This window comes from Streptomyces sp. NPDC020362, assembly GCF_040642095.1.
In the GTDB taxonomy this organism is placed as follows: Bacteria; Actinomycetota; Actinomycetes; order Streptomycetales; family Streptomycetaceae; genus Streptomyces.
On the sequence record NZ_JBFAET010000198.1, the window covers coordinates 1 to 16,436 of the forward strand.

A 16,436-nucleotide genomic window follows, 5' to 3' on the forward strand; every position below is an offset into this window, starting at 1 on the left:
GCCGCCGCCACCGTGACACTCGTGCTGCACCGGACCGGAGGCGACGACACGGCGAAGGTGAAGGACGCCACCGGCCGGGTCACCGTCGAGGTGCCCGCCGGCTGGGCCCGCGAGGTGCGCGACGCCGGCTGGGACCCGCACACGCTCGGACTTCCGGCGGGGCACGAGCCGGGTCTGGTGATCGCCGACGACATGGCGAAGTGGTCCGACCTGGGCGTCACGGTCGACGGCGTGTTCGTCGGCGTCAGCGAGCACGGCGACGTCGGCGCCCGGGTGACCGCCCTCTCCCATGCCGGCTGCCACTACGCGGGCAGCCGGACCTTCACCGGCACCGGCTGGCAGGGCACCATCCGGACCTGGACCGGCTGCCCGGACGACGCCTCGGTCACGGAGTCGGCGCTGCGTCCCGCGAACGGCTCGACGAAGCCGCAGGTGTACGTACAGGTGCGCGAGCGCGGCGGAGCCACCGCGACCCAGGACATCCTCCGCTCGCTCCGGGTCACCTGACCGATAGAACCGGCCAATGGTAAAGATTCAGCCAAAACGGAGCGCAGTCCGCCGAAAAGGCGCACAGTGCGCGAACTTTTCCGGCGGTGCGGGCATCGGAACGTGGTGACGGCGCAGCGAGCGCCGGAGGCACGCCCGACCCGCGTGTCGTGATCATCCAGGAGTGTGGAGAACCATGGCGCACCTGTCCCGGCCCTTGCAGCGCGGGGCCCTGCTCGCGAGCGCGATCGCCGTACTGGGTCTGCTGACCGCCTGCGGAAACGATCATGCCGGCGACGGTCCACGGTCGGTGTCCGGCACCGCCGGGCCGGCGACCGGCACCGGTTCGGCCTCGCCCTCGCCGCCCGGGTCCGCCACGGACACGTCCGCGGCCGCCGGCACCTCGTCCGCCACCCCGAAGCCGACCGCCTCCTCGGCCACCGGCGCCCCGTCGGCCGGCACCGGCACCAAGTCCGGCAGCACCGGCAGCCGCTGCCACACCTCCGAGCTGCGTGCCTCCGTCGGCCGCAACAACCCGGGCGCCGGCCAGGAGAACTTCCCCCTCGTGCTCACCAACAAGTCCTCCCGGACCTGCACCCTGCGCGGCTTTCCCGGCGCGGCCTTCGTGAACGCCTCCGGCAGCCAGCTCGGCCCGGACCCCAAGCGCGAGTCGGGCTCCGCGGCGACGGTAACGCTGAAGCCCGGGCAGAGCGCCTGGGCCGGGCTGACCTTCTCCAACCCGGAGGTCAGCGGCGCGAACACCGGCACGCCCGCCGCGCTGCTGATCACCCCTCCGGACGAGCGCGACGCCCTGAAGGCCGCGTGGACGGGCGGGCCGGTCCCGGTGTCCGGGAACTCCTCCTCCGTCTTCCTGTCGGTGTTCAGCCCCGGCACCGGCGCCTGACAAAAGCCCCCGACGAACCCCGCTGTCCGCATCCGGACAGCGGGGTTCGTCATGAGCGCGCCACAAGTGTCACAGGACGGCAACACGTCCCGGCCGCCGCGATCTTTCCGCACCTTCCCCTCATCGAACCCGTCGACCTCACAGCAACAGGGCTCCGCAGGGAGCCATGACGACGGAATCGGGGAAGACGATGAGCGGCATCTCACGCAGGCGTGTGCTGACGGCGGGGGCGGCGGCGAGCGCCCTGGGAGCCCTGTCCGCGTGCTCCTCCGGCACCGGCCTGTCCGTCGACGGGCAGGGCTCGGCAGGCGCCAAGGGCACCGAGCAGGCCCGGCCGGGCAAGCCCATCGGGGACGGCTCGACCGCCGACACCGGCCCCCAGCCGCACCAGCCGAAGCCGGCCCGGCTGAAGCCGGGCCAGAAGCCCCCGCAGTTCGTGGTGTTCTCCTGGGACGGCGCGGGCGAGCTGAGCAACAAGCTGTTCTCCCGGTTCCGCAAGGTCGCGTCCGACCACGGCGCCAAGATGACCTTCTTCCTCAGCGGCATCTACACGCTGCCTGAGGCCAAGAAGAACCTCTACCGCCCGCCGCAGCACGCGGTCGGCGCATCCGCGATCGGCTACCTCGCCGACCGGCACATCCACGCCACGATCCAGGAGGTGCGGGCCGCCTGGCTGGAGGGGCACGAGATAGGCACCCACTTCAACGGCCACTTCTGCGGAGCGACCGGCGTGCGCAACTGGTCGTCGGCCGAGTGGCGCAGTGAGATCGAGCAGGCGATCGACTTCGTCACGAAGTGGAAGACGAACACCGGCTTCTCCGACCTCGACCCGCTGCCGTTCGACTACCGCAAGGAGCTGATCGGCGGCCGCACCCCCTGCCTGGAGGGCCAGTCGAACCTGCTGCCCACCGCGGCCGCGCTCGGCTGGAAGTACGACGCCAGCTCCCCAGGGGGGCTGCAGATCTGGCCGGGCAAGGTGCAGGGCGGCCGTATCTGGGACTTTCCGCTGCAGTCGATACCGTTCTCCGGCCACTCCTTCCAGGTGCTGTCGATGGACTACAACATGATGTTCAACCAGTCCGGCGGCAACCCCCTGGGCGACAGCTCCAAGTTCGACGCCTGGCGCACGCAGGCCCGCGACACCTACCTGGCCGGCTTCCAGCGCGCGTACGAGAGCAACCGCGCCCCCTTCTTCATCGGCAACCACTTCGAACGCTGGAACGGCGGCATCTACATGGACGCCGTCGAGGAGGCGATCGGCCGCATGGCCGAGCACGACGACGTGCGGTTCGTGTCCTTCAAGCAGCTCGTGGCCTGGCTGGAGGCACAGGACCCGGCGGCCCTGCGCAAGCTGCGCACCCTGCCGCCGGGCCAGGCCCCGACGGGCGGCTGGGAGGAGTTCCTGGGAACGGCGGGCGCCACGTCCTCCTGACCCGCCGCCGGCCCGGCCGCCGCTCAGCGGTGGCGGCCCCTGGTGCCGCCGCCGTAGCCGCCTCCGCCGTAGCCGCCGCCGTCCCGGTTGCAGTAGTACGGGAGGGCATCGCAGAAGGCGGAGCCGCTGGAGGCGGACGGCGCGGGGCCGGTCGTGGCCGCCTTCGGAGACGGTGTCGGGGACGGGGACGCCGGGGCCCTGGGGGTCGCCTTCACCGACGGGGACGGCGAAGGTGCCGGGCGGGTGCCGGTGTCGCCGCCCCAGTTGACGAATTCCATCTGGAGGTCGGGCTTGGCGGTGTCCACGCTCCAGCGCTGGGCCGTGGTCGCCGTGCGGTTCTTGAGGACGAGGGCGCCGGAACCGTCGGTCGCGGCGGGAGTCAGAACCAGGTCCTGGTCCGAGCGGGGGACGAGGGCGCCCTGGAGGGTGAGGTCGTAGCGGATGTCCCTGGCAGCCTTCCCGGTGGCCGAGCAGGGGGACAACCGGACCGAGAAGCCGAGGCTGGAGTCCAGGCACAGGTCGGGCGCGGAGGAGTTGCGCAGCAGTCCGTCGGTCTCGTACGTCCACTGCTGGCTCGCCACCGAGGAGCAGGCCGTGAGTTCGGTCTCCGCCCCTTGCACGGCCTTCTCTCCGACGACGCCCACGCACAGGCCCGAGGCGAGGTTGTGCAGCCGGCCGTGCAGGGCGCCCTGAGACCTGCCGTTCGCCGCGGTCCAGGAGGGGGTCCGTGTCGGGGAGCCCTTGCCCGGCGGGCGCGCGGCCGTGTCGCCGGGAGCCGGGGGCCGGTCGTCGCCCGGGCCGAGCAACGACCACAGGACCAGCGGGAGGGCGACGAGGCCTGTGACGGTGGCGACGCCCAGGGCGAGATTGCGACGGCGGGCGCGGCGGGCGGCCCGGTGCACGGAACGGCGGGAGGAGCCGGGCGTTGCGGGGGCGGCGGGGGCGGCGGTCCGAGGGCCGGCCGGGGCCGGCGCGGGGGCCGGAGTGGTGAAGGCCTCGCCGCCCGAGGGTGCGACGGGCGGCGCCGCCGGTGGCGGTGGCGGGGCGGTGGTCTCCTCGGTACGGGCGGCCCTGGACTCCAGATAGTCGCGGGCGCCCCAGCCGAGGACCGCCTCGGCCAGGGCGAGGCCGAGTCCCGCGTTGAACTGGGCCAGCTGGTCGGCGGTCTGCCGGCAGTGGCGGCAGCCGGACAGGTGCTGCTGGAGGTCCGGGTCGATGTCGATGCCGCCGCGCCGGAAGGTCACGTCCAGCATGCGCTGATAGCGCATGCACTCGGACTCGGGGGCGAGTTCGCGGTGGGCCTGGAGACACTCCTCGCGCAGCCGTTCCCGGGCGCGGCGCAGTTCGATGCGGGTGTCCTCCTCGTCCATGCCCAGCAGCGCGGCGAAGACGGCGACGGGCTCGGCCTCGACCTCCGCGTGCCACAGCACGGCGCGGGAGGACTGGGGCAGCCGCTGGAACGCCCGGGACAGCAGCCGGCGGCCGGCGGGCGGGAGCAGCCGGGCCGCCGCGCGCTCCCCGGTGACGGCCTCCGGGCGCAGGGCGGGGTGGAGCATCTCCTGGCGGCCGTCGCCGTCCCACTCGGCCGCGATCCGGCGGACGGTGACCAGCAGGTGCGGCCGCCACGCGGTGGACGGGCCCGCCTGCCGGAGCGACTCGCCGAACAGCCGGGTGAAGGCGGCCGTGGTGAGCATGCCGGCGGCGCGCGGCCCGTCGGTGCACAGCCGGGCGTAGGCGAACGCCGCTTCCCAGTGCCGGTCCAGGAGTTCGCCGACCGGATGGAGCGCGGGTGTCGTTCCCGTCCACTTCTTCAGTTCGGCACTCAGTTGCGCGTCCGAGACATCGAACCGGGGTGCGGTGGGGTGGGAATCCGACGGACCTGCGTCATGCACGGCTGCATTTCCTCCAGACACAACTCGAGAATTAGTCCATACCAAGAGGTATGAGCCGGGATTCGGCACCTCGAACGTCCGCCTGGGCAGCCCTTTCGAAGCGTGGGGGGCGTACGGGAGTGACCTGGCACATGCAGCGGAAATGTAATTTTCTGCATGCCGACAGCGCACACTTTTGCACAGCCGGGCAGGACGGAACAAGACATCCCCCACTACCGAACATTGCCCACGACCTGCAGTGTTTTTGACTTCCTGTCAATGAAAGCCTTTGGCGGTGCATTATGGGCGTTCGCCCGCCCGATATGCGCCCGGCGGGACTCCGAAGCGGGCCCGGAAGACCCGGCTGACGTAGAAGGGGCTCGGGAATCCGGAGGCCGCCGCCACCCGCTCCACGGTCAGGTCGGTCGCCACCAGCAGACGGGCCGCATGCCGCAGCCGCGCCTCGCGCAGGGCCCGCATGGGCGCCCGGCCGGTCCGCTGGGTGAACAGATGGGCGAACCGGGACGGAGAGAGCGACACGCTCGCGGCGAGCGAACGGACGGTGTGCGGCGCGCCCGGGTCGGCCGCGATCAGTTCCTCGGCGCGCCGCACCCGGGCGTCGGCGCCCGGATCGAAGTCCGGCGCGCGGGCCCCGGAGGCGGCGAGCGCGTCCGCCTGCCACGGAGCGAGGGTGCCGGTCCGTGCGGCACGGAGTTCGCGCCGCACGGTCCTCATCGAGTCGTCAGTGACCGCTGACGGCACGCGGGGTGTACGGCTCCTCCAACTGCTCGATCTCCTTCTCGCTCAGCCGGAGTTCCACCGCCGCCACCGCGTCCTCGACGTGGCGCGTCCTGGCCGCCCCGACGATCGGCGCGGCCACCGTGTCCCGGTGCAGCAGCCAGGCGAGAGCGACCTGGGCACGCGGGACGCCGCGCTCGCCGGCGATGCGGGTGACGGCCTCGACGATGGAGCGGTCGTTCTCCAGATAGAGGCGGCTGCCGAAGTCGTCGTTCGCGCTGCGCTCGGTGACGGTGCCCCAGTCGCGGGTGAGCCGGCCGCGGGCGAGCGGGCTCCACGGGAGCGTGCTCACGCCCTGGTCGGCACAGAGCGGCAGCATCTCCCGCTCCTCCTCGCGGTAGAGCAGGTTGTAGTGGTTCTGCATGGAGACGAACTTGGTCCAGCCGTGCCGCTCGGCCGTGTACTGGGCCTTGGAGAACTCCCAGGCGTACATCGAACTCGCCCCGATGTAGCGCACCTTGCCCGCCTTGACCAGGTCGTGCAGTGCCTCCATCGTCTCCTCGACGGGTGTGGCGTGGTCGTAGCGGTGGATCTGGTAGAGGTCCACGTAGTCGGTGCCGAGGCGGCGCAGGCTGTGGTCGATCTCGGAGAGGATGGCCTTGCGGGACAGCCCGGCCCCGTTCGGGCCCGGCCGCATCCGGCCGTTCACCTTGGTGGCGAGCACGATCTCGTCGCGGTCGGCGAAGTCGCGCAGGGCCTTGCCGACGATCTCCTCGCTGGTGCCGTCGGAGTAGACGTTGGCGGTGTCGAAGAAGTTGACACCCGCCTCCAGCGCCTGACTGATGAGTGGACGGGACGCCTCCTCGTCGAGCGTCCACTCGTGCCGTCCGCGGTCGGGCAGGCCGTAGGTCATGCAGCCCAGACAGATCCGCGACACGTCCAGGCCCGTCGAACCGAGCTTCACGTACTGCATCGTTGATGCTCCTGCCTTCAGGGGCGATGGTCACTGTGGAGCGTACGGGGTGCCCGGGCGCCGACTTGACTGCGGCGCGGGCGGACGATTGGATCCTGCACGTGCCGCGCCGCCCGGCGGGCACCCAGAGGTGCGCCCAGCCGGTGTCGGACACACGGTCCCAGCCCGGTCCCAGTCGCCAGGACGGTTTCACTCCGGTCCGAGGCGGGGCCGTACCCGCGATCGATGGAGCGGACGTGCCCACCCAGGGTGTTTCCCGCGTGCCAGGTCCGGGGCGCGTGCCGGCGCGCTGCTGCTCGCCCTGTCCGTCGCCCTGCCGGTGCTGACGGGCTGCGGCTCCGGCGGCAGGAGCGGTAGCGGCGAGAAGGCGTCGTCGAAGCCGGCCGCGGTCCAACTGCCGCCGCGCCACGCCGGGTTCGACTACCAGATCGGCGGCGCCTATCCGCCGCCCGCCGGGGTCCGGATCGTCAGCCGCGACCGGTCCGACTCCCCGGCGCCCGGCCTCTACAACATCTGCTACGTCAACGCCTTCCAGGCCCAGCCCGAGGAGCGCTCCTCCTGGCCGGCCGACCTGCTGCTGCGGGACGGCGACGGCAGGGTCGTCATCGACGAGGACTGGAACGAACCACTGCTCGACCTGCGCACACCGGCCAGGCGCGAGCGCGTGGCGGAGCGGGTCGACCGGTGGATCGACGGCTGCGCGAAGAAGGGCTTCGACGCCGTCGAGCCCGACAACTACGACAGCTACACGCGTTCCCGGCGCCTGCTCACCGCCGCCGACGCGATCGCCTTCATGCGCCTGCTCTCCCGGCACGCGCACGCCCGGCACCTGGCCGTCGGGCAGAAGAACACCGCCGAGCTGGCCGGTCAACGCAAGGCGGCCGGGCTGGACTTCGCGGTCGCGGAGGAGTGCGGGCAGTACGACGAGTGCGAGGTGTACGCCAAGGCCTTCGCCGACCGGGTGGTGGACATCGAGTACACGGACAGCGGTCTGCGCAAGGCGCTCGGGCGCTGGGGCGCGCGGCTGAGCATCGTCCGCCGGGACGTGAACGTGTCCACGCCGGGCAGTGCACACTACGTCCGCAAGGTGCACTGACGCCCGCTCAGGGCCCCTCCAGCAGCTCCAGGGCGCGCTCCCAGGGGAACTCGGGCGGCCGGCCGTCCGCGCCGGGCAGGCCCGAGTACGGTTCACCGAAGCAGACGCCCATCCGGCGCAGCCGTATCAGGCTGTCCTGGTAGGCGGGGTGGGCGGCCAGCGCGTCCGCCACGCAGGGCAGCACCGCGATGGGGACGCCCAGTCCGGCGGCCTCGCACAGGGTGCCCACGGCGAGGGTGTCGGCCAGTCCGGCGGCCCACTTGTTGACGGTGTTGAAGGTGGCGGGCGCCACCACCACGGCGTCCGGCGGCGGGAACGGGCGCGGGTCGGCCGGGGAGCGCCAGGCCGACCGTATGGGGCGGCCGGTGCTGGTCTCGACGGCGGTGGTGTCGAAGAACCCGTTCATCGCGACCGGGGTGGCGATCACGCCGACCTCCCAGTCACGCTCCTGGGCGGCGTCGATCAGCCTGGTGACTCCGGCGGCTGTCCCGGCCGCGCAGACGACGACGTAGAGGAAGGGCTTCCCGGCGTGTTCGCTCATCCGGGCACCCTACTGACGCGGCTGCGGCGGCCGGGCCGGGGGCGGGCGTCAGCCCTCTGCTTCCGTCACCGTGATCGCGCCCACCGGGCAGGCGCGGGCCGCCTCCCGGACCATCGGGTCGCCCGCACCGTCCTCACGGCCCGGGATCAGCAGGCTGAAGCCGTCGTCGTCCTGGGTGAACACGCTCGGCGCGGTGAGCGCGCACTGGCCCGCGCCGATGCAGGTGTCCTTGTCGATCTCGATGTGCATGGACAAAGCCTCTTACCAGGTCACGGGGAGTTCCAGCATCCCCTGGATCGTGTCGCCGGGCTTGAAGGGGATCTCCTCGGGGGGTGCGGCCAGCCGCAGACCGGGCAGGCGTTCGACCAGGGCACCGAGGGCGATCTCCAGTTCCGCGCGGGCCAGGTTCTGCCCCAGGCACTGGTGGATGCCGAAGCCGAACGCCACGTGGTGGCGGGCGGGGCGGTGGAAGTCCAGGCTGTCGGGGTCGTCGTAGCGGGACGCGTCGCGGTTGATGACCGAGGTCGCGAAGAGCACGCCCTCGCCCGCCCGGATCGTGGTCCCGTCGACCTCGATGTCCTCCCGGGCCACCCGCAGCAGGCCCTCCGCGATGGACAGCATCCGCATCAGCTCCTCGACCGCGGCGGGCAGCAGCGCCGGATCGGCGCGCAGCTCGGCCAGCCGGTCGGGGTGCTGGAGCAGCGTGTAGGTGCCGAGGGAGATCATGTTGGCGGTCGTCTCGTGGCCGGCGACCAGCAGGATGAGGGCGAGGGAGATCAGGTCGGCCCGGTCCAGTTCGCCCTCGCGGAACCGGGTGTGGACGAGATCGTCCAGGATCCCGTCGCCGGGCTCGGCCTGCCGGGCCTTGCGGTCGACCAGACCGCCGAGATACGCCTCCAGCCGGTCGCGCGCGTTCTCGCTGTCGGCGGCCAGCGGGCCGCGCAGCAGCCTGCGGGACTGTTCCTCGAAGAAGGCGTGGTCGGCATACGGCACGCCGAGCAGCCCGCAGATCACCATGGAGGGCACGGGCAGGGCGAAGGCGGAGACCAGCTCGGCCGGCGGGCCCTGCTCGATCATCGCGTCCAGCAGGTCGTCCACGATCCGCTGGATCGTGGGCCGCAGTTCGGTGGCGCGTCGGACGGTGAACGACGGGACCATCATCCGGCGCTGGGTCTGGTGCAGCGGGTTGTCGACGCCGAGCAGGGCGACCCGGCGGTCACGGACGCCCGCGAAGCGGGCGGTGGGCACCGGAAAGCCGGGGCGGGTCCGGTCGCTGGACAGGCGGGGGTCGGCGAGCAGCGCGCGGGCGGCGGTGTGGCCGGTGACCAGCCAGACCTCACGGCCGTCGAAGAGGGTGGCGCGGGCCAGTGCCCGTCCCTCGCGCAGCGGGGCGTATCCGGTGGGCGGGTGGTAGGGGCAGGTGCGGTCCTGGGGAAAGGCGACGGGTTCGGCCGAAGTCGCCGGGCCGGTGATGTCCGTCAGTTCCGTCATGGAAAGACCTCGCAGACGAAAGAAGTGCGTCGTGCCGATCTTCATTAGATGCCCCGGGCACCTAACAAAGAGGCAACAAGTTCGGCCAGATCGGTGATCTGCACGATCTGGCCGAGGAATGTGGTCGGCAGGGGCCGGAACGCGCCGAAATCCGGTTGCCGACGCGCAGGCGGTGGCCCCAGGATCTGCCCATGCTGTGTACCCCCTCCATTCTGCCGCCGAGCTCCGCCGCTGTCCTTCCGGTTCGGGGGCAGCAGCAGCCCGGCCGTCGTCGCAGGCCCGGCCCCGTCTGCCCGTGACGGCCGCGCTCCTGGCGGGACTGCTCGCCGGATACGGCATCGCCGTGCCCGTCGGCGCGGTCGGGACCTACCTGGTCTCCCTCACCGCCCGCACCTCGCTGCGCACCGGTGCCTGCGCCGCGCTCGGCGTCGCCTCGGCCGACGGCCTGTACGCGCTGCTCGCCGCGGCGGGCGGCTCCGCCCTGGCGGGGGCGCTGCGGCCCGTGCTGAGCCCGCTGCGCTGGGTCTCGGCGCTGGTCCTCGCCGCAATCGCGGTGCGGGGCGGGCTGCTCGCCCTGCGCCAGTACCGTGCCCAGCGGCTCACCACCCGGCCCGAGCGGCCGGATCCCGGCGCCGCACGCGCGTATCTCGGCCTTCTCGGTATCACCCTGCTCAACCCCGTCACAGTGGTGTACTTCGCGGCTCTGGTCCTCGGCACGAGCACCCCCGAGGCAGTGCGGCCGGTGGAGCAGGCCGCCTTCGTCGTGGCGGCCTTCGCCGCCTCCGCGAGCTGGCAGCTGCTGCTCGCGGGCGGTGGCGCCCTGCTCGGCCGGGCCCTGACGGGGCATCGCGGGCGGCTGGCGACCGCGCTGCTCTCCAGCGGCGTGATGCTGGTGCTGGCGGTGCGGATGACCGTGTGACCCGCCTGACCGCCCGTGGGGCACTGCGCGGTAATCACCCGTACGGGCGAAGAATTCCGCGGTACGGATGATTCGCGCGGCCGCCGGTGTTGCAGGTGGTCGCACGTCAGCCGTTGGACCGACGAAGGGGACGGATCCCATGCCACTTGAGGGCGAGTACGAGCCCAGCCCGACGCAGTGGGTGCGCGAGCAGGTGGAGCTGTACGAGAGTTCGGGCGGCACGAAGGGCACGACCCTGCTGGACACCGGCATGCCGGTCATCCTCCTGACCACCCTGGGCGTCCGCAGCGGGAAGATCCGCAAGACGCCACTGATGCGGGTGGAGCACGGCGGGCGGTACGCCGTGGTCGCCTCACAGGGCGGTGCGCCCAAGCACCCGGTCTGGTACTTCAACGTCAAGTCCCAGCCGCACGTGGAACTGCAGGACGGGCCGGTCAAGCAGGACATGCGGGCCCGTGAGGTCACCGGTGCGGAGAAGGACGAGTGGTGGGAGCGGGCGGTGGCCGCCTATCCGCCCTACGCCGACTACCAGAAGAAGACCCCCCGGCAGATCCCGGTGTTCGTCCTGGAGCCCCTCGGCGAGAGCTGATTCCGGCCCGGGAGCGACTCTTTTTGGATAAATCTGTGTCCGCGATGCATGAACCGGTTTCCGGGCGGGCACTCGTGCGTCAGGCCCCGCCGCGTTCCCCCGTCGCGGCGGGGCTCTCTCCTGCCTCACCCGCCGGCCGGTCGGTCGCGTCGGGAAGGACCGGGTCGGCGACGGGGAACGTACGGGCCGGCGACCACTTGACGTGTACGGCGACCACCTCGACCCGCTCGCTGTCGAGGCCCGGGACCGGGTCGACGCGGCGGCCGCCGAGGTCGTGTCGAAGCCCGTCTTCACGGTGAACGGCGCCTCCACGCCGTCGATCTCCGGCTGAGCCCTGAGCAGCTCCCGGATCCTGCCGCTCAGCTCCGGGTCGGCGGCCTCACCGATGAGCTGGTCACGGGCGTCGCGGCCCAGCCGGTGGGCGACACGGACCAGGAGCCCGCCGATCGCCGGCGAGGCGGACGCCTCCCGAGCGACCTGCCCGGTCGCCAGGTGCAGGGCCACAGAGCCGACTGCGCCCGGCAGCGCGGATCACACCGCGCATCCGGGGGCCTCGGCGGCCCGGCTGTCCGGGGACCGGGCGGCACCCGTCCGGTGCCTCGGACGAACGGGTGGCGCCGCTCGAACGTCCCGTACGAGCGGCCCGGGACGAGGAAGGAGTGCTGCATGGCGAAGCACAAGAAGTTGAGGCTCCCGCTCGTCTACCAGCCGCTCGGATTCGTGCTCAGCTGAGTGGGCGGGGCACTGGCGGGGCTGGCCTTCCGTACGGCGTGGACGGCGCTGCGGCACGAGGAGGACGCCCCCGAGGCGCTGGACCCGGACCGCGGCTGGGGCGAGATCCTGCTCGCGGCGGCGGTCCATGGCGCCATCTTCGCGGTGGTGCACAGCGCGGTCGACCGCACCGGCGCCAAGGCCATCGCCCGGTCGACGGGTGCGTGGCCGGTCGCCGCAAAGGCCGCCCGGGACTGAACCGGGACCGGGCGGACGGGCCCGGCCGTGCTCGGACGACATGGCCGGGCAGTGCGTGTCCGGGCCGTGCCGCGGTGCCATGGCCCGGCCGTGCACAGGTGCCGTGGCCGGGCCGTGCCCCGCTGCCGTGGCCGGGGCTAGGGAGGTGGCCGTCCGTGCTCCCTGCGGCAACTCCCTGGGATGACCCGGCCGGTTCATCGGGCTGCGCCCGGCCTGATTCAGTCGGCGGACAGCCACACACCCTCGCGCATCAGCTCCCGCCCGCGCAGCTCGTTCTCCTCGCGCCAGGCCTGGACACGCTGCGGAAGGATCCTGAAGTACAGGTAGGGGGTGGCGAGTCGGCGCGGGTCGAAGCCGGTCTTGCCCGCGAAGACCTCGGCGTCCTCCTCGGGCAGGTCCTCGGGGGTCACGGCCCGGACCGTGCCCTCGATCATGACGACGTCCCTGGTCGGTCCGATGCCCAGCCGTGCCGCGCCCGTGGCCAGGAGGTTGCGGCCGGTGGGGCTGCCCGCCGGGGTGGCGATCAGCAGGGTGGCGCCGTCCCAGACGAACGACAGGGGGACGAGGTAGGGCGCGGCGCCGTCCTCGCCCGCGGTGGCGACCCAGGCGTCGACGTCGTGCTCCAGGCGGTGGAGGGTGTCCTTCTTGCGCTGCTCGGCGGTGCGGGCGGGCGGCGGGGTCATGGGCGTACGGCCTCCTCGGGATGGACTGTGTTCGTATGACGGGCGAACGGCGTCCAGTGTGACCGTCAGCCCTCCGTCCCGGCACGGAGCCGATCAAGGTGTGTCTGCGCGGCCGTCAGAAGCAGGTCCAGGGCGGCCGGGTAGGAACTGGTCCGCATGGAGGCCACGAGATGGCGGGCGGTGGCCGCGATGTGCGGGTGGGTGCCGGCGGGCAGGCGGCCGTAGGTGTCCCGCCACACCTCGGCCTCGGCCTCGCGGGCGGGCCTGGGCAGAGCGGTTCCGGCGGAGTCCAGGGCACCGAAGGCCAGGGCCTGGTCGACGAAGGTGTGGTAGATCCGCACCGCGTCCTGGTCCGGGAAGCCGGCCCGGCGCAGCACGCCGAGGATCTTCTCGACCGCCTGGATCTCGTGGGTGCGGCCGGTGACGCGGTGGGCGCTGAGCATCGCGGCCCGGGGGTGGGCCAGGGCGTCCGCGTGCATGCGCAGGCCCAGCTCGCGCAGGTCGGCGCGCCAGTCGCCGGTGGGCCGCCAGCTGCGCTGGGTACGTCCGATGAGCTCGTCGGCGATGGCCAGCATCAGGTCGTCGGTGTGCCGGAAGTACCGGTACAGGGAGCTGGGATCGGCGCCGAGGGCGCGGCCGAGGCGGCGCACGGAGAGGGCGTCGGCGCCGTGCTCCTCGATGAGCCGGAGCGCGGTCTCGACGATCAGCTCCTCGCAGAGCACGACGCCCTGTTTGGTGGGGCGCCTGCGCCGTCGTTCGGCGGGCGGGACGACGCGTTCGCTCATGAGGGCCTCCCGGGGTGTGCCCGGCACCTTATGACAACACCGTTGACCTGTGAAGTGCACGGGCGGTTTCATCTGCGGTCACCGGGGCCGACCGGGCCCTGCGGTGCGAGCGGAGAGCCGGCATGAGCGAGACCCCCTTCGGTGTGGATCCCCCCGCGCAGCCCGAGCTGCGCAAGTCCCTGGGCGTGCTGGACAGCGTCGCCGTCGCCGCGTCCAGCACGGCCGCGACCACCAGCATCGGCATCGGTCTCGGTGTGACCGCCGGTGTGGTCGGCCTGCATCTGCCGGCCATCATGCTGCTCGGGTTCCTGCCGGTCCTCGGCATCGCCGGGTCCTACTCCCGGCTGAACCGGGTGGAGCCGAACGCGGGCAACGGCTACGTGTGGGTGGGCCGTTCGCTCAGCCCCTGGCTGGGTTTCATGGTCGGCTGGGTCAACTTCGTGGCGAGCATCGCCTTCCTCGCCTACACCACGGCGGTCACCGGCTCGGCGCTGCTCCAGCTGGCCGGGCAGGCGGGCCTGCACCGGATGGGCTCGCTCGCCCTGGATCCCGGCTCGACCGCGCAGACCACGGCGGTGGGCATTCTCGTACTCGTCGCGGTGACCCTCACCGCCGTGACCGGAGTCCGCACCGCTGCCCGGCTGCAGTCCTGGCTGCTGGTCTTCGAGTACGTCGTCCTGCTGGGCTTTTGCGGGTACGGAATCGCCGCCGGCCCGCATCCCTTCCGGCTGTCCTGGTTCGACCCGTTCGCGATCCCCTCGGCGACCGCGCTGGCGCAGGGTCTGCTGCTGTCGGTGTTCTGCTACTGGGGTTTCGACGCAGCGTTCACCGTGAACGAGGAGGTGCGCGATCCGCGGGACGCCTCGCGGGCCGGGCTGATCACCCTGGTGACGATGCTCGGGCTGTTCCTCCTCGGTTCCGTCGCCTTCCAACGGGTCCTGTCCGAGGGCGAGTTGGCCGGACACGGAGCCGAGGGGCTGGCGTACTTCGGGGACCGGCTGGCCGCCCAGCCGCTGGCCGCACTGCCCCTGGTGGCACTGATGTTCTCGGCGGTGGCCTCGCTCCAGGCCGGAGTCATCCCGACGGCCCGGGGCATGTTCGCGATGAGCCGGGACCGCACGCTCGGGCCGGTGTGGTCCAGGGTCAGTGCCCGGTACGGAACGCCGGCGGCCGGGACGCTGCTGGTCGGAGCCCTGGCCACGGCGGTTGCGGTACTCGCCCTGGTGATCCCGCGCCTCGCGGACATGATCAATGCGACGGTGAACGCCGTCGGCATCGTCGTCGCCCTGTCGTACGCCCTGACCGCGCTCGCGGCCGCCGTCCGTTTCCGCTCGCTGCTGCGACAGGACTGGCGGGAGGGGGTACGGGCGGTGGTACTGCCCGCACTGAGCGCCCTGGGGCTGCTGTGCCTCGGCGGCTACCTCGGCTGGTCCTTCTACGACTCCGCCGACCACTTCGAGGTCAGCGCCGACAACGGCTGGTTCCTGCTGCTCATGCCGGTGACGATGATCGTGTCCGGCTTCGTGGTGGCGGCCTGGGCCAAGTGGGTGCGCAGATCACCGTACTTCCGCACCGGCGAGGGCACCGACGCCGACTCCCAGCAGCTTCTGACCACCTCCAACTGACCTTCCAGGAAAGGCATCATGCACGCTGATCTGCTCTTCACCGGCGGCCCCGTCCTCACTCCCGCGGGCCGTACGGCGACCGCCGTGGCCGTCACCGGCGACCGCATCACCGCCGTCGGGCACGGCGAACTGCGCGAGCTGACCGGGCCGCGCACCGAGGTGGTCGACCTGGCCGGGCGGCTGCTGCTGCCGGGCTTCCAGGACGCACACGTCCATCCGGTCCCCGCCGGGCTCGAACTGACCCAGTGCGACCTGTCCGGGACCACGACCGCCGAGGACACCTTGGCCGCCGTGCGCGCCTACGCCGAGGCCCATCCCGAGCGGGAGTGGATTCTCGGCGGCGGCTGGTCGATGGAGGCCTTCGAGGGCGGTACGCCGACCAAGGAGCTGCTGGACGCGGTCGTCCCGGACCGGCCGGTCTACCTGCCCAACCGGGACCACCACGGCGCCTGGGTCAACAGCCGCGCACTGGAGCTGGCCGGTGTCGACCGGAACACCCCGGACCCGGCCGACGGGCGCATCGAGCGGGACGCCTCGGGCGCACCGAGCGGCACCCTGCAGGAGGGTGCGATGCAGCTGGTGGGCCGGCTCACACCGCCCGCCACCACCGCCGACCGGCTGGCCGCGCTGCTGCACGCCCAGCGGCATCTGCACGCGCTCGGCATCACCGCCTGGCAGGACGCGCTGATCGGCGACTTCCTCGGGATGGACGATCCGGCCGAGGCCTATCTGACGGCGGCCCGGGACGGTTCGCTCACGGCGCGCGTGGTCGGCGCGCTGTGGTGGGACCGGGAGCGCGGGGCCGAGCAGATCCCCGAACTCGTCGAGAAGCGGGCCGCGTCGAGCCACGGGCGGTTCCGGGCGGGCACCGTGAAGCTGATGCTGGACGGGGTCGCCGAGAACCACACGGCCGCGCTGCTCGACCCCTATCTGGACCGCTGCGGCTGCGCCACCGCCAACCGCGGCAAGAGCTTCATCGACCCGGACCGGCTTCCCGCGTACGTGACCGAGCTGGACGCGCTCGGCTTCCAGTGCCACTTCCACGCGCTGGGCGACCGGGCCGTGCGGGACGCGCTGGACGCCGTCGAGGCGGCCCGCGCCGCGAACGGGCCGAGCGACACCCGGCCGCATCTGGCGCATCTGCAGGTGGTGCACCCGGACGACGTGCCGCGCTTCGCCCGGCTCGGCGCCACCGCCAACCTGCAGCCCCTGTGGGCCGCGCACGAGCCGCAGATGGACGAGCTGACGATCCCGTTCCTCGGCCCCGAACGGGCCGCGTGGCAGTACCCGTTCGGGGCGCTGCTGCGCTCGGGGGCGCGTCTCGCGGCGGGCAG

The 16,436-nt window shown here is 72.5% G+C and carries 15 protein-coding genes and 3 pseudogenes; 9 read left to right on the forward strand and 9 right to left on the reverse strand.

Going from position 1 to position 16,436, the window contains the following annotated elements:
• From AB0H32_RS39585 to AB0H32_RS39595, 3 genes and pseudogenes are all read left to right on the forward strand, one after another.
• Nucleotides 1–507 (forward strand): annotated as a pseudogene (locus tag AB0H32_RS39585) (serine/threonine protein kinase); the annotation flags it as partial.
• A 175-nt stretch (nucleotides 508–682) separates the two neighbouring features.
• Nucleotides 683–1,390, forward strand: a complete 708-nt coding sequence (locus tag AB0H32_RS39590) for a DUF4232 domain-containing protein (protein WP_361131601.1) — start codon at nucleotides 683–685, stop codon at nucleotides 1,388–1,390.
• A gap of 190 nt (nucleotides 1,391–1,580) precedes the next feature.
• On the forward strand, nucleotides 1,581–2,822 hold the full coding sequence (locus AB0H32_RS39595; RefSeq protein WP_361131640.1) for a hypothetical protein: 1,242 nt from the start codon (nucleotides 1,581–1,583) through the stop codon (nucleotides 2,820–2,822).
• A 23-nt stretch (nucleotides 2,823–2,845) separates the two neighbouring features.
• On the opposite strand, the gene AB0H32_RS39600 is transcribed toward AB0H32_RS39595, so the two are convergent.
• The 3 genes and pseudogenes from AB0H32_RS39600 to AB0H32_RS39610 all read right to left on the reverse strand — a co-directional run bounded on the left by AB0H32_RS39600 (nucleotide 2,846) and on the right by AB0H32_RS39610 (nucleotide 6,404).
• Nucleotides 2,846–4,714 carry an RICIN domain-containing protein gene (locus AB0H32_RS39600; protein ID WP_361131604.1) on the reverse strand — a complete coding sequence of 623 codons (1,869 nt, stop codon included), beginning with the start codon at nucleotides 4,712–4,714 and terminating at the stop codon, nucleotides 2,846–2,848.
• Between the two features lie 279 nt (nucleotides 4,715–4,993).
• Nucleotides 4,994–5,323, reverse strand: a pseudogene (locus tag AB0H32_RS39605) (AraC family transcriptional regulator); the annotation flags it as partial.
• 112 nt (nucleotides 5,324–5,435) lie between these two features.
• Nucleotides 5,436–6,404 carry an aldo/keto reductase gene (locus AB0H32_RS39610; protein ID WP_361131606.1) on the reverse strand — a complete coding sequence of 323 codons (969 nt, stop codon included), beginning with the start codon at nucleotides 6,402–6,404 and terminating at the stop codon, nucleotides 5,436–5,438.
• Nucleotides 6,405–6,723: 319 nt separating this feature from the next.
• On the opposite strand from AB0H32_RS39610, the gene AB0H32_RS39615 reads away from it, so the two are divergent.
• On the forward strand, nucleotides 6,724–7,500 hold the full coding sequence (locus AB0H32_RS39615) for an endo alpha-1,4 polygalactosaminidase (protein WP_361131609.1): 777 nt from the start codon (nucleotides 6,724–6,726) through the stop codon (nucleotides 7,498–7,500).
• Between the two features lie 7 nt (nucleotides 7,501–7,507).
• On the opposite strand, the gene AB0H32_RS39620 is transcribed toward AB0H32_RS39615, so the two are convergent.
• Genes AB0H32_RS39620 through AB0H32_RS39630 form a run of 3 tightly spaced genes read right to left on the reverse strand, consistent with a single transcriptional unit; the run spans nucleotide 7,508 to nucleotide 9,532 of the window.
• Entirely contained in the window at nucleotides 7,508–8,041 is a 534-nt protein-coding gene (locus AB0H32_RS39620) for a flavoprotein (RefSeq protein ID WP_361131612.1), read from the reverse strand.
• A 48-nt stretch (nucleotides 8,042–8,089) separates the two neighbouring features.
• Nucleotides 8,090–8,290, reverse strand: a complete 201-nt coding sequence (locus AB0H32_RS39625) for a ferredoxin (RefSeq protein ID WP_361131615.1) — start codon at nucleotides 8,288–8,290, stop codon at nucleotides 8,090–8,092.
• Nucleotides 8,291–8,302: 12 nt separating this feature from the next.
• Nucleotides 8,303–9,532, reverse strand: coding sequence for a cytochrome P450 (locus tag AB0H32_RS39630; protein WP_361131618.1), 1,230 nt, complete (start codon nucleotides 9,530–9,532; stop codon nucleotides 8,303–8,305).
• 295 nt (nucleotides 9,533–9,827) lie between these two features.
• Here AB0H32_RS39630 and AB0H32_RS39635 point away from each other — a divergent pair, with 295 nt between their 5' ends.
• Nucleotides 9,828–10,451: a LysE family transporter gene (locus AB0H32_RS39635; RefSeq protein WP_361131620.1), complete on the forward strand. Its 624-nt coding sequence runs from the start codon at nucleotides 9,828–9,830 to the stop codon at nucleotides 10,449–10,451.
• A gap of 139 nt (nucleotides 10,452–10,590) precedes the next feature.
• On the forward strand, nucleotides 10,591–11,040 hold the full coding sequence (locus tag AB0H32_RS39640) for a nitroreductase family deazaflavin-dependent oxidoreductase (protein ID WP_361131623.1): 450 nt from the start codon (nucleotides 10,591–10,593) through the stop codon (nucleotides 11,038–11,040).
• 79 nt (nucleotides 11,041–11,119) lie between these two features.
• Here AB0H32_RS39640 and AB0H32_RS39645 read toward each other — a convergent pair.
• A pseudogene (locus AB0H32_RS39645) lies at nucleotides 11,120–11,553 on the reverse strand (hypothetical protein); the annotation flags it as partial.
• A gap of 219 nt (nucleotides 11,554–11,772) precedes the next feature.
• Between AB0H32_RS39645 and AB0H32_RS39650 the strand changes: the two are divergent.
• Nucleotides 11,773–12,009 carry a DUF4235 domain-containing protein gene (locus AB0H32_RS39650; protein WP_361131626.1) on the forward strand — a complete coding sequence of 79 codons (237 nt, stop codon included), beginning with the start codon at nucleotides 11,773–11,775 and terminating at the stop codon, nucleotides 12,007–12,009.
• Nucleotides 12,010–12,227: 218 nt separating this feature from the next.
• Here the strand turns inward: AB0H32_RS39650 and AB0H32_RS39655 are convergent, their stop codons facing one another.
• Together AB0H32_RS39655 and AB0H32_RS39660 are read right to left on the reverse strand one after the other, a co-directional pair.
• Nucleotides 12,228–12,692, reverse strand: coding sequence for a pyridoxamine 5'-phosphate oxidase family protein (locus AB0H32_RS39655; protein WP_361131629.1), 465 nt, complete (start codon nucleotides 12,690–12,692; stop codon nucleotides 12,228–12,230).
• Nucleotides 12,693–12,757: 65 nt separating this feature from the next.
• Nucleotides 12,758–13,477: a TetR/AcrR family transcriptional regulator gene (locus tag AB0H32_RS39660; protein ID WP_361131632.1), complete on the reverse strand. Its 720-nt coding sequence runs from the start codon at nucleotides 13,475–13,477 to the stop codon at nucleotides 12,758–12,760.
• A 122-nt stretch (nucleotides 13,478–13,599) separates the two neighbouring features.
• On the opposite strand from AB0H32_RS39660, the gene AB0H32_RS39665 reads away from it, so the two are divergent.
• The gene (locus tag AB0H32_RS39665; RefSeq protein ID WP_361131635.1) at nucleotides 13,600–15,102 is read left to right on the forward strand and encodes an APC family permease; all 1,503 of its coding nucleotides are present in this window, start codon (nucleotides 13,600–13,602) and stop codon (nucleotides 15,100–15,102) included.
• Between the two features lie 18 nt (nucleotides 15,103–15,120).
• A partial coding sequence (locus AB0H32_RS39670) for an amidohydrolase (RefSeq protein ID WP_361131638.1) occupies nucleotides 15,121–16,436 on the forward strand: 1,316 nt, incomplete at its 3' end.